Origin of the sequence: Curtobacterium sp. MCPF17_002, assembly GCF_003234115.2 — a bacterium.
Classification (GTDB): domain Bacteria; phylum Actinomycetota; class Actinomycetes; order Actinomycetales; family Microbacteriaceae; genus Curtobacterium.
Genome location: NZ_CP126251.1, coordinates 2,306,809 through 2,329,123, shown reverse-complemented (window position 1 = coordinate 2,329,123; position 22,315 = coordinate 2,306,809). Strand labels below are relative to the sequence as shown.

At 71.7% G+C, this 22,315-nt stretch carries 18 protein-coding genes; 8 read left to right on the top strand and 10 right to left on the bottom strand.

The window, feature by feature from the left end:
* Nucleotides 1-51 precede the first annotated feature (51 nt).
* Nucleotides 52-492 (top strand): GNAT family N-acetyltransferase, encoded by a 441-nt coding sequence (locus DEJ28_RS10870; protein ID WP_111117400.1) that lies wholly within the window; start codon nt 52-54, stop codon nt 490-492.
* A 40-nt stretch (nt 493-532) separates the two neighbouring features.
* Here DEJ28_RS10870 and DEJ28_RS10865 read toward each other — a convergent pair whose 3' ends face one another.
* On the bottom strand, nt 533-4,300 hold the full coding sequence (locus tag DEJ28_RS10865; protein WP_181433877.1) for a multifunctional oxoglutarate decarboxylase/oxoglutarate dehydrogenase thiamine pyrophosphate-binding subunit/dihydrolipoyllysine-residue succinyltransferase subunit: 3,768 nt from the start codon (nt 4,298-4,300) through the stop codon (nt 533-535).
* 235 nt (nt 4,301-4,535) lie between these two features.
* On the opposite strand from DEJ28_RS10865, the gene guaB1 reads away from it, so the two are divergent.
* Nucleotides 4,536-5,975, top strand: coding sequence for a GMP reductase (guaB1, locus tag DEJ28_RS10860; protein ID WP_111117399.1), 1,440 nt, complete (start codon nt 4,536-4,538; stop codon nt 5,973-5,975).
* A 178-nt stretch (nt 5,976-6,153) separates the two neighbouring features.
* On the opposite strand, the gene DEJ28_RS10855 is transcribed toward guaB1, so the two are convergent.
* The 4 genes from DEJ28_RS10855 to DEJ28_RS10840 form a co-directional block, all read right to left on the bottom strand.
* The gene (locus DEJ28_RS10855; protein WP_111117398.1) at nt 6,154-7,191 is read right to left on the bottom strand and encodes a hemolysin family protein; all 1,038 of its coding nucleotides are present in this window, start codon (nt 7,189-7,191) and stop codon (nt 6,154-6,156) included.
* Nucleotides 7,188-8,588 carry a hemolysin family protein gene (locus DEJ28_RS10850; RefSeq protein WP_111117397.1) on the bottom strand — a complete coding sequence of 467 codons (1,401 nt, stop codon included), beginning with the start codon at nt 8,586-8,588 and terminating at the stop codon, nt 7,188-7,190. The genes DEJ28_RS10855 and DEJ28_RS10850 overlap by 4 nt, the downstream gene beginning before the upstream one ends.
* Nucleotides 8,589-8,798: 210 nt before the next feature.
* Complete coding sequence (locus DEJ28_RS10845; protein ID WP_111117396.1) at nt 8,799-9,881, bottom strand: NADH:flavin oxidoreductase/NADH oxidase; 1,083 nt, start codon at nt 9,879-9,881, stop codon at nt 8,799-8,801.
* 9 nt (nt 9,882-9,890) lie between these two features.
* On the bottom strand, nt 9,891-10,529 hold the full coding sequence (locus tag DEJ28_RS10840; protein WP_111117395.1) for an HAD family hydrolase: 639 nt from the start codon (nt 10,527-10,529) through the stop codon (nt 9,891-9,893).
* Between the two features lie 24 nt (nt 10,530-10,553).
* On the opposite strand from DEJ28_RS10840, the gene DEJ28_RS10835 reads away from it, so the two are divergent.
* On the top strand, nt 10,554-11,531 hold the full coding sequence (locus DEJ28_RS10835; protein ID WP_111117394.1) for an ADP-dependent NAD(P)H-hydrate dehydratase: 978 nt from the start codon (nt 10,554-10,556) through the stop codon (nt 11,529-11,531).
* A gap of 178 nt (nt 11,532-11,709) precedes the next feature.
* On the opposite strand, the gene DEJ28_RS10830 is transcribed toward DEJ28_RS10835, so the two are convergent.
* Nucleotides 11,710-12,420: a YceI family protein gene (locus DEJ28_RS10830; RefSeq protein WP_181433876.1), complete on the bottom strand. Its 711-nt coding sequence runs from the start codon at nt 12,418-12,420 to the stop codon at nt 11,710-11,712.
* A 98-nt stretch (nt 12,421-12,518) separates the two neighbouring features.
* Between DEJ28_RS10830 and DEJ28_RS10825 the strand changes: the two genes are divergently transcribed.
* The 5 genes from DEJ28_RS10825 to DEJ28_RS10805 all read left to right on the top strand — a co-directional run bounded on the left by DEJ28_RS10825 (nt 12,519) and on the right by DEJ28_RS10805 (nt 17,281).
* Nucleotides 12,519-13,871 (top strand): glycosyltransferase 87 family protein, encoded by a 1,353-nt coding sequence (locus DEJ28_RS10825; protein WP_181433875.1) that lies wholly within the window; start codon nt 12,519-12,521, stop codon nt 13,869-13,871.
* Nucleotides 13,868-14,176, top strand: coding sequence for a thiamine-binding protein (locus DEJ28_RS10820; RefSeq protein WP_111117392.1), 309 nt, complete (start codon nt 13,868-13,870; stop codon nt 14,174-14,176). The genes DEJ28_RS10825 and DEJ28_RS10820 overlap by 4 nt, the downstream gene beginning before the upstream one ends.
* A 123-nt stretch (nt 14,177-14,299) precedes the next feature.
* Nucleotides 14,300-15,355: a hypothetical protein gene (locus DEJ28_RS10815; RefSeq protein WP_146248946.1), complete on the top strand. Its 1,056-nt coding sequence runs from the start codon at nt 14,300-14,302 to the stop codon at nt 15,353-15,355.
* A gap of 152 nt (nt 15,356-15,507) precedes the next feature.
* A complete protein-coding gene (locus tag DEJ28_RS10810; protein ID WP_146248945.1) occupies nt 15,508-15,687 on the top strand; it encodes a hypothetical protein in 180 nt (59 codons plus the stop codon).
* 328 nt (nt 15,688-16,015) lie between these two features.
* Nucleotides 16,016-17,281 carry an MFS transporter gene (locus DEJ28_RS10805; RefSeq protein WP_111117389.1) on the top strand — a complete coding sequence of 422 codons (1,266 nt, stop codon included), beginning with the start codon at nt 16,016-16,018 and terminating at the stop codon, nt 17,279-17,281.
* A 182-nt stretch (nt 17,282-17,463) separates the two neighbouring features.
* Here the strand turns inward: DEJ28_RS10805 and DEJ28_RS10800 are convergent, their stop codons facing one another.
* From DEJ28_RS10800 to metX, 4 genes are all read right to left on the bottom strand, one after another.
* Nucleotides 17,464-18,135 (bottom strand): response regulator transcription factor, encoded by a 672-nt coding sequence (locus tag DEJ28_RS10800; RefSeq protein WP_111117388.1) that lies wholly within the window; start codon nt 18,133-18,135, stop codon nt 17,464-17,466.
* Between the two features lie 113 nt (nt 18,136-18,248).
* Complete coding sequence (locus DEJ28_RS10795; RefSeq protein ID WP_111117387.1) at nt 18,249-19,577, bottom strand: hypothetical protein; 1,329 nt, start codon at nt 19,575-19,577, stop codon at nt 18,249-18,251.
* Complete coding sequence (locus DEJ28_RS10790; RefSeq protein WP_111117386.1) at nt 19,574-20,731, bottom strand: sensor histidine kinase; 1,158 nt, start codon at nt 20,729-20,731, stop codon at nt 19,574-19,576. The genes DEJ28_RS10795 and DEJ28_RS10790 overlap by 4 nt, the downstream gene beginning before the upstream one ends.
* Nucleotides 20,732-21,061: 330 nt before the next feature.
* Nucleotides 21,062-22,264 (bottom strand): homoserine O-acetyltransferase MetX, encoded by a 1,203-nt coding sequence (metX, locus tag DEJ28_RS10785; RefSeq protein ID WP_111117385.1) that lies wholly within the window; start codon nt 22,262-22,264, stop codon nt 21,062-21,064.
* Nucleotides 22,265-22,315 lie beyond the last annotated feature (51 nt).

The following is a 22,315-nucleotide window of genomic DNA, read 5'->3' as shown; positions in this document are numbered from 1 at the left end:
TCCTGCCAGCACGGTCGTCACACGTCCGTGCCGGTCGGTAGTGTCGCGGGCATGACCCTCTCCGTCGAGTCGATCACCAGCTGGTCCGACCCGGACGTCGCCGACGTCACCGCCCTCGTCCGCCTGCTCGGCCATGTGGTCGACGAGTCCGCGATGCGGGCCCGGCTCGAACGGCTCACGCCCGCGGCCGGTCACCGCACGTGGCTCATCCGCGGCGACGACGGTCACGCGGTCGCGGTCGCCGGCGCGCAGGTCACGTGGGCGTACGCGAGCGACGAACCGACGGCGCAGCTGCTCCTGCTGGTGGTCGACCCGTCAGCCAGGAGGCTCGGCACCGGTTCCGCACTCATCGGCACCTTCGAGACGTGGGCGGTCGAGCAGGGCGCTCGTCGCCTCAGTGCCGTCAGTGCGGCCGCGACGGACAGCGCGCACCGCTTCTACCAGAAGCGCGGGTACCACGACGCCGGGGTGCGTTACACGAAGATCGCGTAGCGCACCCCGGCGGCGTCCCGGTCTCAGCGACGTTCCGGTCTCAGCCCAGTGCCTTGGCGATGACCTCGGCGGCCTCCTGCGCGGAGCGCTTCGACGAGCCCGTCGCCGGCGCGGCACTCGCTGCCCGGGCGGAGACCGACAGCGGCCGTCCGCCGAGGTGCGGCGAGAGGTTCATGCACACGAACGGCCAGGCGCCCTGGTTCTCCGGCTCTTCCTGTGCCCAGACGACGTCCGCCTCCGGGTAGCCCTCGAGCACCTCGAGGATGCGGTCGAGCGGGAGCGGCGCGAGCTGCTCGAGCCGGACGAGGGCGACGTCGGTGACCCCGCGCTTCTCGACCTCGGCGCGCAGGTCGTGGTGGACCTTGCCCGAGTGCAGAACGACGCGGCGCACGGAGGACCTGTCGGTGATGCGGTCGTCGTCGAGGACCTCCTGGAAGGTCCCCTGCGTCAGGGCGTCCACCGAGCTCGTCGCCTGCCGGAGGCGCAGCATGGCCTTCGGGGAGAACACCACGAGCGGCTTCTGCGGCTTCGCCCACGCCTGACGACGGAGCAGGTGGAAGTACGACGCCGGGGTCGACGGCCGTGCCACCACCATGTTGTCCTCGGCGCACAGCTGCAGGTAGCGCTCGATGCGGGCGGACGAGTGATCCGGCCCCTGGCCCTCGTAGCCGTGGGGGAGCAGGAGCACGAGCCCCGATCGCTGTCCCCACTTCTGCTCGGCGGACGAGATGAACTCGTCGATGACCGTCTGGGCGCCGTTCGCGAAGTCGCCGAACTGCGCTTCCCAGAGCACGAGGGCCTCGGGGCGTTCGACCGAGTAGCCGTACTCGAACGCCATCGCCGCGTACTCGCTGAGGAGCGAGTCGTAGATGTAGAGCCGTGCCTGGTCCTCGGTGAGGTTCGCGAGCGGCAGCCACTCCTGGCCGTTGACCCGGTCGTGGAAGACCGCCTGGCGCTGCACGAACGTGCCACGGCGGGCGTCCTGGCCGGCGAGGCGGACGGGCTTGCCCTCGACGAGCAGCGAACCGATCGCCATGAGCTCGGCCATCGCCCAGTCGATGCCGCCGTTGCGCGTCATGTCGGTGCGCTTCGACAGCAGCTGCTGCAGCTTCGGGTGGATCGAGAAGCCCACCGGCGGGTTGCTGTGCGCGTCGCCGATCGCCCGGACGAGCTCCTCGGACACCGCGGTGTCGTGCACCTCGTGCTCGGAGTCGTCACGCTGCGCCGCCGGTCGCTCGAGGCCCTGCACGGCACCGTCGTCGTCGACCTGGATCACCGGGATGGTGCCGGTCTGCGCCTCGTGCGTCTCGGCGAAGGCACGCTCGAGACGGTCCTGGAAGTCGCGGTGCGCCTCGTCGTACTCCTCTTGGGTGATGTCGCCGCGGCCGACGAGGGCCTCGGTGTAGAGGGTGCGGACGGAGCGCTTCGCCTCGATGAGGTTGTACATCATCGGCTGCGTCATCGAGGGGTCGTCGCCCTCGTTGTGGCCCCGTCGGCGGTAGCAGATGAGGTCGATGACGACGTCGCGGTGGAATTCTTCTCGGTACGCGAAGGCGAGCTCCGCGACCCGGGCAACGGCTTCGGGGTCGTCGCCGTTCACGTGGAAGATCGGCGCCTGGATGGTCTTCGCGACGTCGGTCGAGTACACCGAGCTGCGGGCCGACTCCGGCGGGGTGGTGAACCCGACCTGGTTGTTGATGACGAGGTGCACGGTGCCGCCGGTGCGGTAGCCGCGCAGCTGCGACATCTGCAGCGTCTCGACCACGACGCCCTGTCCGGCCATCGCCGCGTCGCCGTGGACGAGCACGGGCAGCACGCCGAACACGCCGGGCGCCTCCCTGTCCTGCTTGGCGCGGACGATGCCCTCGAGCACGCCGTCGACGGCTTCGAGGTGCGACGGGTTCGCGGCGATCGTCACCGGGATGGCCGTGCCGTCGCTGGCGCGGAACACCCCTTCGGTGCCGACGTGGTACTTCACGTCGCCCGAGCCCTGGCCGGAGACGGCCCCGGGGAGCGACGAGCCCTCGAACTCGCGGAAGATCTGGCCGTACGTCTTGCCGGCGATGTTCGTCAGCACGTTGAGGCGACCACGGTGCGCCATGCCGATCGCGACCTCGCTGAGGCCGGAGGTGGCGGCGTGCTGGATGAGCGTGTCGAGGAACGCGATGGTGGACTCGCCGCCCTCGAGCGAGAAGCGCTTCTGGCCGACGTACTTCGTCTGCAGGAAGGTCTCGAACGCCTCGGCCTCGTTGAGCTTGCCGAGGACGCGGAGCTGCTCGTCCTTCGACGGCTTCGAGTAGGGGACCTCGATGCGCGCCTGCACCCAGCGACGCTGTTCCGGGTCCTGGATGTGCATGTACTCGATGCCGACGGTGCGGCAGTAGGCGTCACGGAGGATCCCGAGGACGTCGCGGAGCGGCGCGTTCGTGGTGCCGGCGAGACCGCCGGTGACGAACTCGCGGTCGAGGTCCCAGAAGGTCAGCCCGTGGCTCTCGATCTCGAGGTCCGGGTGGGTGCGCTGCCGGTACTCGAGCGGGTCGATGTCCGCCATCAGGTGCCCGCGGACACGGAAGCTGTTGATGAGCTCCTGCACGCGCGCGGTCTTGTTGACCCGGTGCGCCAGGTCGACGTTGATGTCGTTCGCCCACTGGATCGGCTTGTACGGGATCCGGAGCGCCGAGAAGATGCCCTCGTAGAAGCCGTGGTCGCCGGTGAGTCGCTCGTGCACCTTCTTGAGGTACTCGCCCGACCCGGCGCCCTGGATGACCCGGTGGTCGTAGGTGCTCGTCAGCGTGATCGTCTTGCCGATGCCGAGCTCGACGAGGGTCTTCGCCGCGGAGCCCTGGAACTGCGCCGGGTACTCGAGCGCGCCGGCGCCGATGATGGCGCCCTGCCCCTTGGTGAGCCGCGGGACGGAGTGCACCGTGCCGATGCCGCCCGGGTTCGTCAGCGAGATCGTCGTTCCCTGGAAGTCGGCCGGCGTGAGCTTGTTGTCGCGAGCACGCTTGACGAGGTCTTCGTAGGCGGAGAGGAACTGGCCGAAGGTCAGGGTCTCGGCGCGCTTGATGCTCGGGACGAGCAGGGAGCGCGAGCCGTCCTTCTTCGGGACGTCGATCGCGATGCCGAGGCCGACGTGCGCGGGCTGCACCACGAACGGCTTGCCGTCGCGCTCCTCGTAGAAGACGTTCTGGCTCGGGAAGTCCTTCAGCGCCTGGACCATCGCCCAGCCGATGAGGTGCGTGAACGAGATCTTGCCGCCGCGGGCACGGCGCAGGTGGTTGTTGACGACGATGCGGTTGTCGATCATCAGCTTCGCCGGGATCGTGCGCACGCTGGTCGCGGTCGGGACGGTGAGCGAGGCGTCCATGTTCGACGCCAGGGTCTTCGCCATGCCCCGGAGCGGGGTGGCGACGTCCTCGTGGGTCTCGTCGTGGTCGTCGGCCTCGTCGTTCGCCTCGGCCGGGATCGGCTGCGGGGTGGGCTGGCGCGACGTGGTCTTCGCCTGGATGGGGCCGGCCTTGGCCTCGCCCGGGACGTCACCGGTCGCGGGCTGCTGCGTCGACGACTGCTGCTGCGCGGCGGCGGGAGCTGGGGCATCGGCGGACGGAGCCGTTGCGGGAGCCGGGGTCGTGGCAGGAGCCGGAGCGTCACCAGCCTGCGTGCGGTGGTAGCTCTCGAGGACCGGCCACCAGGACTTGTCGACCGACTCCTTGTCCGCGACGAACTGCTCGTAGAGCTCGTCGACGAGCCACTCGTTCGCCCCGAATTCGCCCGCGGTCTCGTCCGTTCCGGTCAGATGGCTCGACACAGCCGATCGCCCACTCTCCGTCGATAGATGCTCGTGTGTGTCGTGCGCGGCAACCCTGCCCCGCACAGGTCCCCAGCCTAGCCGCTCGCAGATGACCGTTCGGTGTCAGGCACGACGCGAGTCGGGCCTCCAGGACAGGGGTCGGCATGTCCCGACGGACCCGCGCCGGGTCGCCCGCCGGACCCGCGCCGGGCCGCCCAGACCGGCCGCCCTGCGGAGCCGTACAGTGGGGCGCATGAGGTTCTACGAGACGCGGCCGACACACGACCTGACCTACTCCGACGTCTTCCTCGTGCCCAGCCGATCCGCGGTCACGAGCCGCTTCGACGTGGACCTCCGGGCGAACGACGGCTCCGGCGCGACGATCCCGATCGTCAGCGCCAACATGAACTCGGTGACGGGCCCGCGCCTCGCGGCGACCCTCGCCCGTCGCGGCGGCCTCGGTGTGCTGCCGCAGGACATGCACCTGCAGGACCTCGACGCGGCGATCCGCTGGGTGAAGGACCAGCCGGTCGACTTCGACACCGCCTACGACATGGGTGCGGACACCACGGTGTCCGAGGCCCTCGAGCACCTCCTGCCGGTCGCCGGCCGCGGGGTCGTCGTGCGGGACGCGTCGGGGGAGTACCTCGGCTGCGTGCCCGCCGGACGCCTCGGCACCGCCGGCCCGGACGCGACGCTCGGGGACCTGCTGCACGGCGCCTCGACGGCGATCGACGCCGAGGACGCCGGCACGCCCCGCCACGTGTACGACGTGCTCAGCGCCGCCGAGGTCGACTTCGCGCCGGTGGTGCGGCACGGCCGGGTCGTCGGCACGACCAGCCAGACGAGCGCGATCCGCTCGGACATCTACACGCCCGCCGTCGACGCCTCCGGACGGCTCCGGGTCGCCGCCGCGATCGGCATCAACGGCGACGTCGCCGCGAAGGCCCAGGCCCTCGCGGCCGCCGGGGTCGACGTGCTCGTCCTCGACACCGCGCACGGCCACCAGGAGAGCATGCTCCGTGCGCTCCGCACCGTCGCAGCGCTCGGGCTCGACATCCCGCTCGTCGCCGGGAACGTCGTCACCGCCGACGCGGTCGCGCACCTCGTCGACGCCGGCGCGAGCATCATCAAGGTCGGTGTCGGCCCCGGCGCCATGTGCACCACGCGCATGATGACCGCCGTCGGCCGCCCGCAGTTCTCCGCCGTGCTCGAGACCGCCGCGGCGGCCCGCTCGCTCGGCGCGCACGTCTGGGCGGACGGCGGCGTCCGGTACCCGCGCGACGTCGCGCTCGCGCTGGCCGCGGGTGCGTCCGCGGTGATGATCGGCTCGTGGTTCGCGGGCACGCTCGAGGCCCCGGGGCTGCTCCGCCGCGACGCCGCGGGCAAGGCCTACAAGGAGAGCTGGGGCATGGCGTCGGCGAAGGCCGTGCGGGAGCGCTTCGAACGCCTCGACCCGTACGAGCGCGCACGGAAGGCGCTCTTCGCCGAGGGGATCTCGTCGTCGACGATCTACCTCGACCCGGAGCGCCCCTCGGTCGAGGACCTGCTCGACATGATCACGACCGGTGTGCGGAGCTCGGCGACCTACGCCGGTGCGGCCTCGCTCGCCGAGTTCTCGGAGCGCGCGCTCGTCGGCATCCAGTCGGCCGCCGGCTACGAGGAGGGCAAGCCGCTCCCCGTCAGCTGGTAGCGGGCGCAGCGGCGCCGCCTGCCGGTCTTTCGGGCTCAGCGACACCTCACGCGGTCCGCGGCCCGTGACGTGTCGGTGAGCGCGAAACGAGTGGCGACCACCGACGGCCTGGAGGCGCGGTGCCAGCTGGCACCGCGCCTCCAGTCCGTACCGGGGTGCGTCACGGGCACGTGCCGCGTCAGCGACGTCGGGTCGCGTCCTCGACCTCGCCGACGAGCTCCTCGAGGATGTCCTCGAGGAACAGCACGCCGAGCGTCCGGCCCTCGGCGTCGAAGGCCCGTGCCACGTGACGACCGGCGGCCCGCATCGTCGCGAGGGCGTCCTCGAGGTCCATCTCCGTGTACAGCGAGATGAGCTGGCGGATGCGCTTCGGCGGCACCGGCTCGTCGTACTCGTCCGGGCGCAGGTCGATGACGTCCTTCACGTGCACGTAGCCCGTCGGGTCACCGTCGTCGCCGACGAGCACGTACCGCGAGAAGCCGCGCTGGGCCACCGCCCGCTCGACGTCGCCGGGGGTGGCGTCGTCGGGCAGGGTGACGAGCTCGGCCATCGGCACGGCGACGTCCTTCACCTTCTTCTCGGTGAACTCGAACGCCATCGCGAGCTTGCCGTCGTCGGTGAGGGTGCCCTCGCGGCGGGACTGCTCGACGATCGTCTGGACCTCTTCGACGGTGAACGCGCTCACCGCCTCGTCCTTCGGCTCGACGCGGAAGACCCGGAGCACGCCGTTCGCGACCTCGTTGAGCCCGACGACGACCCAGTGCAGGCCGTGGCCGATGTACCAGAGCGTCGGCACGAGGAGCAGCGCCGCACGGTCCGGCATCGAGAACGAGATGTTCTTCGGCACCATCTCGCCGAACACCACGTGCAGGAACGACACGAGCAGCAGCGTGAAGACGAACGCCACGATGCCGATGACCTCGGCGCTCCACCCGGTGAGGTGCAGCGGGACCTCGAGCAGGTGGTGGATCGCCGGCTCGGACACGTTGAGGATGAGCAGCGAGCACACCGTGATGCCGAGCTGCGTGGTCGCGAGCATCCGGGTGGCGTGCTCCATCGCCCACAGGGTCATCTGCGCGGCGCGGGAGCCCTCTTCGGCGCGGGGCTCGATCTGGGACCGGCGCGCGGAGATGACCGCGAACTCGGCGGCGACGAAGAACGCGTTGCCCATCAGCAGGACGACGAGCCAGAAGATGCCCCACCAGTCGGAGCTCATCGGATGCTGCCCTTCGTCGTGGTCTTCGTGGCCTTCGGGCCGGCCTTCGTGGCCGGGATGATGATGCCCGTGGCGGGCGAGCTGTCCTCGGTCGGCGGCGGCGCCGTCGGGGTCCAGCGGATCCGGTCGATCCGCCGCCCGTCGAGCCGCTCGACCCGGAACACGCCGTCGTCGAGGGGGACCTCGTCCCCGACGACCGGCAGCCGGCCGAGGGTCGACATGACGAACCCGCCGACGGTCTCGTACGGGCCTTCCTCCGGCACCTTCACGCCGGCACGGTCCTCGAGCTCGTCCGGACGGAGGAGCCCGGGGAACGTCAGCCAGTTGCGGGAGCGCACCACGTCGATGCGCGCGCGGTCGTGTTCGTCGGAGACCTCGCCGACGAGTTCCTCGACGAGGTCCTCGAGCGTCACGACACCCGCGGTCCCGCCGTACTCGTCGACGACGATCACCATCTGGTAGCCGCGGCCGCGGACCTCGGCGAGCAGGCTGTCGCCCGGCATCGTCTCCGGCACGCGTTCGGCGTCGGTCATGAGCGCCCCGACGGGCACCTCCGGGCGCTTCTCGCGCGGCACGGCGACGGCCTGCTTGACGTGCACGATGCCGACGACGTCGTCCGCGTCCTCCTCGATGACGGGGAAGCGGCTGAACCCGGTGCGGCGGGCGAGGGCGATGACGTCCTCCGCCGACTCGGACACGCGGATCGTCGAGACCCGTGGCCGTGGGGTCATCACGTCACTGGCGCTCAGCTCGGAGAACGAGATGGTCCGTTGCAGGAGCGTCGCGGTGTCCTGTTCGAGGGAACCCTCGGACGCGGACCGGCGGAGCAGCGAGGTGAGTTCCTCGGCACTCCGCGCACCGGACAGTTCCTCCTGCGGCTCGATGCCCATCGACCGGAGCACGGCGTTCGCGGTGCCGTTCAGCACCGCGACGGCCGGCTTGAACACGGTCGTGAAGGCCACCTGCAGCGGGACCACCAGCCGCGCGGTCTGCAGCGGCAGCGCGAGCGCGAAGTTCTTCGGCACGAGCTCGCCGAGGATCATCGACAGCAGCGTCGCGATGACGAGCGCCACGATGGACCCGACGGTCTCGACGATCGCCTCCGGCAGCCGCATCGCCAGGAACGGGGCCTCGAGCAGCGTCGCGATCGACGGCTCGAGCAGGTACCCGGTCAGCAGCGTCGTCAGGGTGATGCCGAGCTGGGCGCTGGACAGGTGCGTCGAGGTGACCTTCAACGCACCGATGACGGTCGCGAGGCCGGGCTCACCGCGGTCCCGCCGTGCCTCGACGTCGGCGCGGTCGAGGTTGACGAGCGCGAACTCGGACGCGACGAAGACACCGGTGCCGAGTGTCAGCAGGATGCCGCCGACCAGCATGACGATGTCGATCGGACTCATGATTCACCTCCCGCAGGGCGCGAGGGGGTGCAGCTCACCGAGTGAGCGGCGGATGAGTGAGGCGAAGAACTATTCGGGGGATCGTCCACAGTGCTGTCAATCGTACTGCCTGGCCCGCGACCAAGCCGAGAATCTGTACAGAAGGCGGGTCGCGCCTCCAGGCCGGCTGGTGACCGTCCTGGAGGCGCGACGTGCGTCACGCAGACCGGCTCACGCCGTGACGCGCGCGCGGTGGTACTGCTGCGGCTCGTAGTCGACGCTCACGCCGAGCTCGACCGCGGCGCGCAGCGGGAACGCCGGGTCGCGGAGGAACTCGCGACCCACCATCACGACGTCCGCCTGCCCGGTGGCGACGATCTGCTCGGCCTGGAACGCCTCCGAGATCATGCCGACCGCGACCGTCCCGAGACCGGAGTCGCGCTTGATCGCCGCGGCGAAGGGCACCTGGTAGCCGGGGCCGACCGGGATCGGTGCGCTGGCGACGTTGCCGCCGGTGGAGACGTCGGCGAGGTCGGCACCGTGCTCGGCGGCCCACCGTGCCACCCGCGTGGTCTCGTCGAGCGTGAGGCCCCCGTCGACCCAGTCGGTCGCGGAGAACCGGACGACGACGGGGAAGCCCTCGCCGACCTCGGCGCGGACGGCGTCGAGCACCTCGAGGAGTGCACGGGCGCGGTTCTCGAGCGAGCCGCCGTACGAGTCCGTGCGGTGGTTGCTCAGCGGGGAGAGGAACTGGTGCAGCAGGTAGCCGTGCGCGGCGTGGATCTCGACGAGGTCGAACCCGGCCTCGACCGAACGGCGAGCCGCGGCGGCGAAGGCCAGCGCGACGACGCGGATGTCCTCGGTCTCGAGCTCGCGGGGCTCGGCGTACCCGTCGAAGGCCACCGCGGAGGGGCCGACCGTCGACCAGCCGCCCTGGTCGGCGGGCACGGAGCCGTGGGCGTCCTCCCACGGGCGGAACGTCGACGCCTTGCGGCCGGCGTGCGCCAGCTGGATGCCGGCGGCGGCGCCCTGCGCGTGGATGAAGTCGACGATCGGCCGGAAGGCGTCACGCTGCTCGTCGTTCCAGAGCCCGAGGTCCTGCGGGCTGATCCGTCCCTCCGGTACGACGCCGGTGGCCTCGGCCACGACCGCGCCGGCACCGCCCTTGGCGAAGCCACCGAGGTGCACGAGGTGCCACGGCGTCGGGACGCCGTCCTGCGCCTCGACCGAGTACTGGCACATCGGGGAGACCCAGATGCGGTTGCGGACGGTCAGGTCACGGATGGTGATCGGTTCGAACAGGGCGTGCGTCACGCGGGCTCCTCAGGGGACGGGCACCGGCGCGGGCTGCTGGCTGAGCTCCTCGAGGAACGACCGCAGGCCTGCCGGCGACGTGTAGTGGTGGCCGACCGCCCCGATCGCTTCCGCGCCGGCGGCGTTCTCGGCCCTGTTGTCCACGAACACCATCTGACCAGGGTCGATTCCCAGACGCGCACAGGTGTCGCGGTAGATGGACGCGTCGGGCTTGAGGACGTGCTCCTCCGCGCTCACCACGACGGTCTCGAACAGCGAGCCCATCGGCGAGCGGCGGTACGGGTCGCCGAAGTCGAAACCGGCGTTCGAGAGGAGGGCGAGGCGCGTGCCGGCGTCGTGCAGCTCCTCGACGAGCGCGAGGGTCTCCGGCTCGACCTCGAACCAGCCGGTGAAGTCGATCGCCCAGAACCGGTGGATGTCGGCCACGGTCCACTGCCGACCGGTGCGTGCGGCGACGGCGCGCCAGTACGCCACGACGGACAGGTCGCCGCGGTCGAGGGCGTGCCGGAGCTCCCCGTACACGGGGAACAGCTCGTCGGCGGGGATCCCCGTGGCCTCGACCAGGGCGTCACGGGAGGCGTGCGGCGTCCGGCTGATCACCTCGCCGTAGTCGAAGACCACCACGCGACCAGGCAGGAACAGGCTCATGGGCTCCACCGTAACGTGGCGTGCGTGACCGACTTCGTCCCCTTCTCCCCGACCGACGCCGCCGCCTGGACCACCGCCCCGCACGGCGACTCCACGAAGTACCGCCGCGGGGTGCTCGGCGTCGCGACCGGCTCCGACCAGTACCCGGGCGCCGCCGTGATGGGCGTCGACGCCGCCGTGCACACCGGCGTCGGGATGGTCCGGTACGTCGGGCCGTCACGGGCGACCGACCACGTGCTCACCCGGCGGCCCGAGGTGGTCTCCGGGGTCGGGCGGGTGCAGGCCTGGCTCGTCGGGTCCGGGATCTCGGCGGGGTCGCTCGCCGCGTTGGACGACGTCACCGCGGAGGGGTTCCGGCACGCCTCCGACGACGGGGTGCCGGTGGTGGTGGACGCCGGGGCGATCCCGCTCGTCGACCTCGGGCCGCTCGCGGTGCTGACGCCGCACGCGGGGGAGCTCGCCGGCGTGTTGAGCGAGTCGCGGGAGTCCATCGAGCAGGACCCCGGCGCGGCCGCCGTGCGTGCGGCGTCGCAGACCGGGAGCGTCGTGCTCCTCAAGGGGTCGGCGACGCACGTGGCGACCCCCGACGGAGCGGTGCGGCTCGTGGCGTCGTCGGCGACGCCGTGGCTCGCGGCCGCCGGGGCCGGGGACGTCCTGGGCGGAGTGCTCGGGGCGCTCGTCGCGGCGCGGCAGGGGGCTGCAGAGGCGTCCGGTTCATCGCTGACGCCGTCCGACCTGGCGCACCTCGCTGCGGCGGCCGCGGTGGTGCACGGGGTCGCGGCGCGGCGCGGGCGCGGGGCGCGGCGTGCGGACGTCGTACGACAAGGACGGTGTCGCTCGTTGCAGACGCGGGGCCGGAAGGTGCGTGTGCATGGTGCGACCTCCCACCGGTCGATCGACGAGTGCTTCGTCGAAACATGCACGCGCAGCGGCTGCGCGTGCATGGATCGACATCGCACGAGTCGATCGACGAGTGCGGTGTCGCAGGGTGCGCGTGCATGATGCGACAGCCGCACGGTGCGACCTCGCACGGTGCGACGGACGCACGGTGCGGACCTCGCACGGTGCGGCGGGCGGGTGGACGCGACGAGACGCGGACAGGAGGCGCGGGGCGGGGTCGGCACGCGCCTCCAGGCCCGCAGATGGGAACGCTGCGGACGCGGCCGCCCCGCGGTCGCCGCTACGAGGCGGGCGTCGCGTGCACGAGGAACTCGACGGCGCCGGAGTCGTCGACCTTCACGAAGCCGAGGCTCGGGGCCTGCACGTCGTAGTCCGAGAACGTGACCGGGATCGAGCCCGAGATGTCGACGCCGTCGCCGTTGAGGCCGACCTCGAGCGTCGCGGTGACCGGCTTCGTCACGCCGTGGAGGGTGAGGTTGCCGGTCGCCTCGACCTTCGTCGTGCCGGTACCGCTCGGGACGGCGTCGGCGATGGGCTCGGTGAGCGTGAACGTCGCCGTCGGGAAGGCCGCAGCGTCCATCGCCGAGTCGCGGAAGTACGAGTCGCGCTGGGCCGAGTCGGTGGCGATGTCGGCGACCTGCACCGTGATCGTGGCCTTCGTGATGGCCGTGCCGTCGACCGTCGCGCTGCCCGTGACGCTGTCGGTGCGTCCGGTGACCGTGACGTCGGAGCCGTTGAGGACCTCGTGGACGCGGTACCCGGCCTCCGAGTCCCCGCCGACGGTCCACTCGCCGGACAGGTCGGCGTCGTCGATCGTGGAGGGTGCGCGGCTCGCGGCGACGGACGGCGTGGCCGACGCCTTCGCGTTCTCGCTGCTCGTGTAGAGGTTCGTGCCGACCACCGCCGCGACGACGCCGAGCACGACGACGGCGGCGATGACGGAGATCCAGATGACGGCCTTGCGGCGCTTGCGCGGGGTGTCGGAGGTCACGAGGGAAACGGTGACACGTCATGCTCTGGGGAGGCTGGGACTCCGCGGCTCCGCGGGGATCGGCCCCCACGGGGATCGGCCCCCGCTACGCTCGTCCGGTGCAGTGGACGGAGCGGTGGACGGAGCGGCGGTCGCGATGGCTCGAGGTCATCGGCTTCGTCGTGGCGTTCCTCGCCGTGCACGCGCTGCTCTGGTACCTGACGACGATCTCCGCGAACCTGCCGCTCGGCGACGTCACGATCACGTACAAGCGGTGGATCGAGACCGGCCGCACCGACCGGTTCTGGGTCGGGATCGACGCCGACTGGGTGTACCCGATCCTCGCGATCGTGCCCATGGCGGCCGCGGCCATCGGCGGCGTCGGGTCGATCGGCACCGGGTGGCTCCTGCTCATGATCGTGCTCGACGCCGTCGCATGCGGGTTCCTCTGGCGCTTCCGCGGGCTCGGCGTGCGTGTCGTGTGGTGGTGGCTCGCGTTCCTCCTCGCCCTCGGGCCGATCGGGCTCGGGCGGATCGACACCGTCGCCACCGTGCTCGCCCTCGTCGGCGTGGCGTTCGTCGCCACCCGGCCGGCCGTGGCCTCCGCGCTGTTCACCGCGGGCGCCTGGACGAAGGTGTGGCCCGCGGCGCTCGTCGGCGTGCTCCTCCTGCTCCGCCGCGGACACCGCCGGGGAGTGTTCGCCGGTGCGCTCGTGGTCACGGCGCTCATCGTCCTCGTCGACGTCCTCTACGGGGGAGCGGCGCACCTGTTCTCCTTCGTCGGCCAGCAGACCGGCCGCGCGCTGCAGATCGAGGCACCGGTCGCGACGCCCTTCATGTGGGCCGCGGCCGCCGGCGTCCCGGGAGCGGCGGTCTACTACAACCAGCAGATCCTGACCTTCGAGGTGTCCGGTGCCGGTACCCACGCGGCGGCCGCGGTGTCCATGCCGCTGATGGCCGTCGTGGTCGTGGCCGGGGTGCTCCTGGCGCTGTGGGCGGTCCGCCGTGGCGCCCACCGCACCGAGGCCGCGCCGCTCCTCGCCCTGCTGTTCGTCGCCGCGCTCGTCGCCACGAACAAGGTCGGGTCGCCGCAGTACATCGGGTGGTTCGCCGTGCCGATCGTGTGGGGGCTCGTGGCCGGACGGCCGAGCGCCAGGCGCTTCCTGCCGATCGCCGTGGCCGCGCTGCCGATGGCGCTGCTGACGCAGGTCATCTACCCGGGGTTCTACGACCAGGTGCTCACCGTGCAGCCGTGGGTGCTCGTGGTGCTGACGATCCGGAACGCGCTCGAGGTCGGGGTGCTGGTGTGGAGCGTCGTCGCGCTGGTGCGGCTCGGGGTGGGGCCGGGGGCGCGATCGCGGGCGGCCGCCCACGCGGGCAGCGCGGGCACCGCGGGCAGCGCGGGTACCGCGGGCACCGGCGCTGAGTCCGCCGTGCCGGCGCCGCCCGCACGGGGCAGGATGGAGCCATGATCGTCGCGTTCTCCGTCGCCCCGTCCGGTGGTCCGTCCCAGTCCGCGGACGCGTCCGTGCACGACGCCGTCGCGGCGGCCGTGCGGATCGTCCGCGAGAGCGGCCTGCCGAACCGCACCTCGTCGATGTTCACCGAGATCGAGGGGGAGTGGGACGAGGTCATGGACGTCGTCAAGCGCGCCACCGAGGCCGTCGGCGAGTACGGCACGCGGGTGTCGCTCGTGCTCAAGGCGGACATCCGCCCGGGCCACACCGGCGAGATCGACGGCAAGCTCGAGCGGCTCGAGGCAGCGCTCGGCGACTGACGGCGTGCCCCGATCTGGGGATGCTGAGGATTCGTCCGGCGTCGTGCCGGTCTCCTAGCCTCGGGAGCGGGGGATCCGGACGCATCCCAGGGGGCTTCCCCGCGGGCGTCCTCGCGGGGCGCGATGCGCACGTTCAGGAAGCACGGGTGCGGGCTGATGGTCTACGGCAACTACGAGTTCGGCAAGGACATGGGGGCGATCCGCGCCGACCAGGCGGCGTCGGCGAAGTCCCTCAAGAGCATCCAGGTCACGAGCGGCCTCAGCATGATGCTGAACGTGGCCACTGCGGCGAACACCGCGCGGGCCGCGCGCAGCGCCGAGGAACAGGTCGCGGTGCAGCGCGAGCAGCACGCCCTGCAGCAGGCGATGGCCGCGCAGACCGCGCGGCACGAGTTCTCGATGTGGCGGCAGACGCCCGAGGGTGCGGCGTTCGTCGAGTGGCAGCAGCGCGCGCTGGCCCTGGTCCCGTTCCTCCGCGGCCGTGACCGCTCCTGGCAGGCAGCGTGGGCCCGGGCGATCGGCGTGGCTCGTGCCCAGACCCCCGCTGACGAACAGCGCCGCCTCACGCAGCACCCGGCGCGGCTCCGCCAGACCCCGCTGAAGGTGCTGTCGATCGTCAGCTTCGTGCTGCTCGCGCTCCCGCTGATCGGCCTCGGCTTCGCGGCGCTGACGGCGTCGTTCTCGAACGGGCGGGCCGCGTACGAGGAGTGCCTCCGCAACGTCGGTGAGGTCCTGACGCAGGCGAACTGCGACGCGATCGAACCGGCGAACCCGTTCACGGGGCCGATCGTGTGGCTCGTGCTGCTGTTCGGCCTCGGTGTCGTGTTCGCGGTGCTCCGTGTCGTCCGGATGCGTGCCGCCCGCACGGACCGTCGGGTGACGGACGAGGGCGCCGCCCGCGTCGCCCGGTGGGGGTACGACCCGCTCGTCACGCACGGCGCCTGGTACGGCTGGCACGCGTCCGAGACGTTCGTCGGCTACGCGGACCGACTGGAGCAGCTGATCGTGAACGGCGCGACCCTGCGCCCGAGCGTCGCGCAGCTCATCCCGCTGCAGGTCCCGACGCCGTGGCAGCCGGCCGATCACCTGCCCGCTGAGGTGAACGGTGCCCTGGCGGCCATGCAGGACGAGCAGGCCTCGCTCTCCGCCGACGGGGCACCAGACGCGCTGAGCCGCTGACCGCCCGACGCGCTGAGCCGCTGACCGCCCGCCGCGTCGTCCGTCGACACGCCGGAGGCCTCCCGCCGATGTCGGTGGTCGGGTGTCTCATGGGGTGCATCGAGCCGCACGAAGTGGCTGCGAGGAGTACTCGAGACGACGAGGAGCGCGTGATGATGCACGACGGCTGGTGCCCCGACTGCGACCTTCGAACGGTCGTCATCGACACGGACGAGCAGGGCGACCGCTCCTGGGCGAGCTGCACCGAGTGCGGCGCCGGGTGGGTCCACCGTGACGAGCTCCCCGGGCTCGTCGCCGCGCCTGCCGCGCAGCCCGAGCGTCGCGCGGCCTGAGCCGGTCGAATCGATTCGTCTCCCGACTTCCGTTCGGGCTTTGGAGCGGTCTACACTGCTGAGATCGGTCGCGTGACACGGCCGGTCGTCCCCGTTCGCCGCTGAACCAGGACCGTCCTCCGTTCGTTCGACGGTGGTCGCGCACGCGACACACCGGAACGTCGACAGGTCGACGAGTCGGCATGGTCCACGCGTCGGCCCATCGACACGATGCGGGCCTGGAGGCACGGTGCGGCCACCACGCGCACCCACGGTCCCAGCCGACTCGCGTCCACCGCGAGCCGACGTCCGGAACCCGTCCCGCTCCTCCAGTCCGAGAACAGGCATCATGTCCCAGCTCACGCCTGCGCGTCGCGCGCTCGCGCTCATCGCCCTCGCCCTCGGCGGGTTCGCCATCGGTTCGACCGAGTTCGTCGCGATGGGGCTGCTCCCGAACATCGCCGAAGCGCTCCTGCCGCAGCAGTACGGCGTCGACCCGGACGCCGGGATCGCGCACGCCGGCTGGCTCGTCAGCGCCTACGCGCTCGGGGTCGTGGTCGGTGCACCGACGATCGCCGCGATGTCCGCGAAGTTCCCGCGCAAGGGCCTCATCCTCGTGCTGCTCGTCGGCTTCGTCGTGGCGACGGTCGCGAGCGCGATCCTGCCGTCGTTCGGCCTCGTGCTCGTCGCGCGCTTCGTCGCCGGTCTGCCGCACGGTGCGTACTTCGGCATCGCGTCGATCGTCGCCGGCGACATCATGGGCCCCGGCAAGCGCGGCAAGGGCATCGCGATGGTGCTGCTCGGCCTGTCGGTCGCGAACGTCATCGGCGTCCCCTCGATCACCTGGGTCGGACAGGTCGCCAGTTGGCGGATCGCGTACGGCGTCGTCGCCGTGCTCTTCGCGCTGACGTTCCTCGCCGTGCTGGCCTTCGTCCCGCGCAGCGCCCGCGACGAGCACGCCACGATCGGCCGTGAGCTCCGCGCCTTCCGCGTGCCGCAGGTCTGGATGGTGATGGGCCTCGGTGCCGTCGGGTTCGGCGGGTTCTTCGCCGTGTACTCGTACATCTCCCCGCTCGTGCAGAACGTCACCGGCCTGCCGGAGTCCTTCGTACCGCTCGTGCTGGTCGTGGTCGGCATCGGCATGGTGGTCGGTGGGGTCCTCGGCGGACACCTGGCGGACCACAGCGTCAAGCGCACCATCTACGTCGGCATGTTCGCGCTCATCGCGGCCCTGCTCGTCACCGTCCTCACCGCGCAGTGGGTGTGGGGCATCTTCCTCGGCGCGTTCCTGCTCGGGGCGACCTCGTCCGCGATCCCGCCGGCGGTGCAGTCCCGTCTGATGGACGTCGCCGGTGACGCCCGCACGATCGCGGCCGCGCTGAACCACTCGGCGTTCAACATCGGCAACTCGCTCGGCGCGGCCCTGGGCGGAGCGGTCATCGCCGCCGGGTTCGGCTTCCTCGCGCCCGGGTGGCTCGGCATCGGCCTGGCACTGCTCGGGGTGGGCATGACGACGATCAGCTACGGTGCCGAGCGCCGCAGCAGCCGTCGTGCCGCGCTCCGGTCGCCGTCGCCGAGCACCGGCCCGATCACGTCGCCGGTGCCGATCGTCTGACGCGCGTGCCGCGTGCGGTGAGCGCACCGCCTGCCGGACTGGAGGCACGTGACGGCGCCGCCACGGGCCTCCAGTCCGGTGTGGCGTGGGCTCTCCTGCACATGGTGAGCAGAAAAGGTCGGGTCCCGAGGCGGGACCCGACCTTTTCTGCTCACTGAGTGAGACGCGCGCGACGCGCTCGCCTAGAGGCCGACGGGGCTGCCGTCCTGCACGATGATGCCGTCGGTGATGGCGCGCTTCCGCAGCGCCACCTTCGTGCCGACGTCGAAGCCGGCGACGCGGTACTTCTCGCGGATGCGCTTGAGGTAGCTCTTCGCGGTCTCCTCGGAGATGCCGAGCTGGTACGCGACGCTCTTCACGGGCTCGCCACCGCCGTACAGGGCCATCACGCGACGCTCCTGGGCGCTGAGCTTCGGCACGCCGCCGACGTCACCGCTGTTGATCGCCAGGTCGAGCTCGGCCGAGACGTACTGCTCGCCGCGCTGGGCGGAGCGGATCGCCTCGACGATCATGTCGGCGTCCTCGCTCTTGACGAGGTAGCCGAGGGCACCGGACGCGAGTGCCTCACGGACCACGTTCGGCTCGGAGTACGTGCTCATCACGACGGTCTTCACCCCGGCGGTCTTGAGCGTCGAGATCTTCAGGGACACCGGGATCGAGTCCTTGAGGTCGAGGTCCAGCAGCACCACGTCGACCGGGAACGCCGGGCTCGTGAGGAGCTCGGGCCACGTCGTGACGGCCGCGACGAGGGTGATGTCGTCGGCGGCGTTCCGGATCCACTCCGTCAGCGCGCCGAGGAGCATCCTGTGGTCGTCGACGAGTGCGAGTCGGATCGGTTCCTCTGGAGTCGCCATGGTGGCGTCCTTTCTACGGGGAGTCGTGGCAGATCCTAGGCGGACGGAGCACATGACACGGGCAGGCTGGTCAGGGTGTCCGGCAGTTCGGGTGGGCCGGTTCCGTGCGACGGCTACATCGACGGATGTCGGTCGACGACGCAGTGCGCGACGACGTGGAGCGCGCCGTCCCGCACGGTGTCGGTGTACGGGCCGATGCGCTGGAGGGCGCTCCAGGCGGTCGGGCCGAGCCGACGGCGGGGAACGCCGCGCGACTCGATCACGATGGGGACGTCCATGGTCTCGTCGGTGACCGGGTGGCCGTCGGAGCCGACCGGTCCGAGGGTGACGGAGACCACCGGCGAGCCGGCCTGGGACCCGCGTCCCTCGGCCACACCGACCATCTGCCACAGCGCCTGCAGGAGTCCGTCGCGTTGCGCGGGGGAGAGGTGGCCCGCCAGGGACTGCGGATCGGCGACGCTGACCGAACGGCCGAGGTTGTCCGACTCCGTGATCGCGTGGTACAGCCAGGTCTCGCGGCGGCCCTCGATGAGGTGCAGGCGCAGCTCGGTCGCGAGCGACGCCGCGACGGACGCCGAGGCATCCGACAGGGGCAGGGGATCGCTGCCGTTGGCGACGGCGTCGAGGAGCTTCTCGGCGGCGAGGTCGAGCCGGGCGAGTTCGTCCGAGGCGAGCATGCCGACCGCGAACTGCGGCGCCTGCACGTTGCTCTGCACGAGGACGCGGTCGAGCTCCCGCTGCACGAGCTGCCGGAACCGTTGCACCACGAAGATCGCGATGGACGGCGGGACCACCACGAGTGAGAGCGTCGAGACGAGGCCCGGCAGGGTGTCGCTCGTGATCGGCGTCGAGGCGATCGACATCCCGACGAACGCGAGGCCGAGGACGGCGATGGCCGCCGCGACCTCCCGAGCGGGCCGCAGCGTGGCGACCGGGAGCAGGGCGAAGGCCGCCGCGACCGATGCCGAGGCGGTGTGCACGAGGTCGTGCTCGGGCCAGATCCCGACGAAGTCGAGCGTCACCACGCAGCCGAGGACCACGCAGATGAGGCCGAACGCGAGCCCGGTCAACCGCTCGCCGTAGTTGAGCAGGCTGAGCCCGACGCCGACGGCCGCGATGAGGTACAGCGCCCACGCCGCGGCGGGCAGCCACGGGTTGGTGAAGTCGTTCCAGCGGATGAGGAAGAAGACGATGCCGGCGACGGCCTGGATGCCGGTGAGCACCGCGGCTCCGAGCCCGAGGTACCCGGCGCCGAGGGATGCCCCCGGCTTGGCTGCCTGCCGCAGCGAACGCGCACCGGTCGAGGTGGAGGGCAGACCGCGGGCCTGTCGACGTTCGCTGCCCCGGTACCGTTCACGGGCCTCCCGGCGGGTGCGCGGAGCGGGCTGCACCGGCTCGCCGGGCAGGCCGCGGCTGATGGTGTCCTCGGGGACGCGGCTCATCGTGGCGCCTCCAGGACGACGGTCGTGCCGGAACCCGGCGCGGAGAACAGCTTCGCGTCGCCGCCGACCTCGCGGAGGCGGTTCACCACGCTCTCCTTGAACCCGAGGCGCTCGGCGCTCACCTCACCGAGCTCGAAGCCGACCCCGGAGTCGGTGACCATCGCGCGGACCATCTCGTTGTCGTGGACGATCGTGACGTGGGCCTCGCCGACACCCGCGTGACGGCGGACGTTCTCGAGGCACTCGCCGAGCGCGAGGAGGAACGCGTCGAGCACGTGCGTCGGCAGGAGGACCTGGCCGGTGCCGTGCCAGCTGACCTCCAGGCCCATGCGTCCGAAGCGCTGCTTGACCGATTCGAGGGTCTGCCCGAGGGGCGACTCCTCTTCGCGGGTGAGCGAGTAGTCGCCGGACTGCTGTGGCTGCGGGGTGGCACCGAGGCGGAGGTGGCGGAGGAGCCGGGCGTCCTCAGCGGCCTGCTCGCGCATGGCCTGCTCGGAGACGCCGACACCGGAGTGGGCGAGGAGGGTCAGGGTCGCGAGCACGGTGTCGTGCAGGAGCCGTGCACCTTGGCGACGCTGCGCCTCGGTCTCGCTGGCCTGCCGTTCGGCGCGGTGCGCGGTACCGATGCTGTAGATGCGACGGGCGACGCGGGGGATGCTCCGCGAGATCCAGATCGTCACCACCGCGATGAGGATCCAGCCCAGCAGCGCCCCGGTGACGGGCGCCGCGAGGATGCTGCCGCTCGCCCAGGTGATCGCCACGACGACGACCCCGCCGGTGGCGATCGTCAGGCCGAGGCCGACCGGGTGCCCACGCTGCGCCATGAGCGGGGCCGACAGGCTGCCGGCGGCGAGGGGGACGACCGCGGACGCGATGACCGGGCGGACGGAGTCGTCGACGCCGAACAGGAGGAGCGCGAGCGAACCGAGCCCCGCCGCCAGGATGAGCGCTGTCCACCAGATCGAGTTGTTCCACCCGAAGACCAGCAGCGCGCCGATCATGATCGCGATGCAGGCCAGCGCGCCGACCAGCGGCACGACGGGCACCGCGAGCGCGGAGATGATCCCGATGACGGAGACGAGCGCGCACACGATGCCGACGACACGGGTGGTCGACCGCAGCAAGCGGTCGCGTTCCTGTGCGATGAAGTCCATCGATGTCCTGGTTGGTGACGGGGAAACTGGTGGTGCCGGGGAAAACCGAGCCCGGTTCAGGCCGGGGCACCACGCCATCATTCCACGCGCGACACCCGTTGGGGGGTGTTCGGCGCGCGGTGCCGTACCGGATGGTTCTGCGATCGTTATTACAACTGCTATGCGAACGGGCGATCGGCCGCTCCTGCCGTCGTTTTGCGTCCCGATGGGTCGCGAACCGTCCTGGTTCCCGCCGCGCGAGCGGCGCCGTTCCCGCCGTGCCGGCGGCGCCGTTCCCGCCGCGCCAGCGGCGCCGCGCCAGCGGCGCCGCGCCAGCGGCGCCGCGACCCGCTACGCGTCGAGCAACCGCCGCAGGTGCGCCCCGACCGCCTCGTGCTCGATGAGGAACCCGTCGTGCCCGAACTCGCTCTCGATCACCGCCGCACGGTCTCCGTCGAGGGTGTGCGGCACGCCGGCAGCGATCCGGTGCTGGTCCTCGATCGGGAAGAGCCGGTCGCTCGAGATCCCGACGACGAGCGTCCGCGCGGTCACCAGGCCGAGCGCCGCCGGGACCCCGCCGCGACCGGCGCCCACGTCGTGCGAGTCCATCGCGTGCGTCAGCGTCACGTAGGAGGACGCGTCGAAGCGCCGGGTGAACTTGTTGCCGTGGAAGTCGAGGTAGCTCTCCACCGAGAACCGGCCGTCGTCGCCGAGCGGGGAGACGTCGCTCTGCCACGACCGGGCGAACCGGCTGTTGAGCTCGTCCGACGCGCGGTAGGTCATGAGCGCCATCCGCCGTGCGAGTGCGAGTCCGCGGTGCGGTCCCTCGCCGGCATCGGCCTCGTAGTAGTCGCCGCCGGCGAACGCGGGGTCCATCTGGATCGCGGCGCGCTGCAGCGAGTTCGCGGCGATCTGGTCCGCCGTGGTCTGCGGGGTCGACGCGAGGACCGCCAACCGGGTCACCCGTTCGGGCTGCGCGATCGCGAACTCGAGCGCGTGCATGCCGCCCATCGAGCCGCCGACCACCGCTGCGAAGGTGTCGATGCCGAGCCGGTCGGCGAGCTGCGTCTGCAGGGCCACCTGGTCGCGGACGGTGACGAACGGGAAGCGTGAGCCCCACTCCAGGCCGTCGGGCGACACGGACGACGGTCCGGTCGTTCCCTGGCAGCCGCCGAGCATGTTCGGGGCGATGACGAACCAGCGGTCGGTGTCGATGGCCCGGCCGGGTCCGACGACGTCGCCCCACCAGCCGGCGGTCCGGTGGCCGGGCCCCGGGAGCCCCGCGACGTGCGAGTCGCCGGTGAGGGCGTGGAACACGAGCACGGCGTTGTCCCGCGCGGCGTTGAGTTCGCCCCACGTCTCGTAGGCGACGCGGACGGTGGGGATCCGGCCGCCGCGGACCCGCTGCTCGCCGAGGGCTTCGAAGTGCCGGGAACCGGGGTGGTCACCGGGTCGCCAGGCTCCGGTGACGGGCGGCTTCCCGAGCGTGCCGAGTTCGGTGCCGGGCACGAGGGTGGACGGCACGGAGTCCTCGGGGGTCGTCTGCCAGTCCATCGGGTCCAGTCTGCCGGGAGGCGCGCCCCACGGCCGCCGTGTTACGTCACG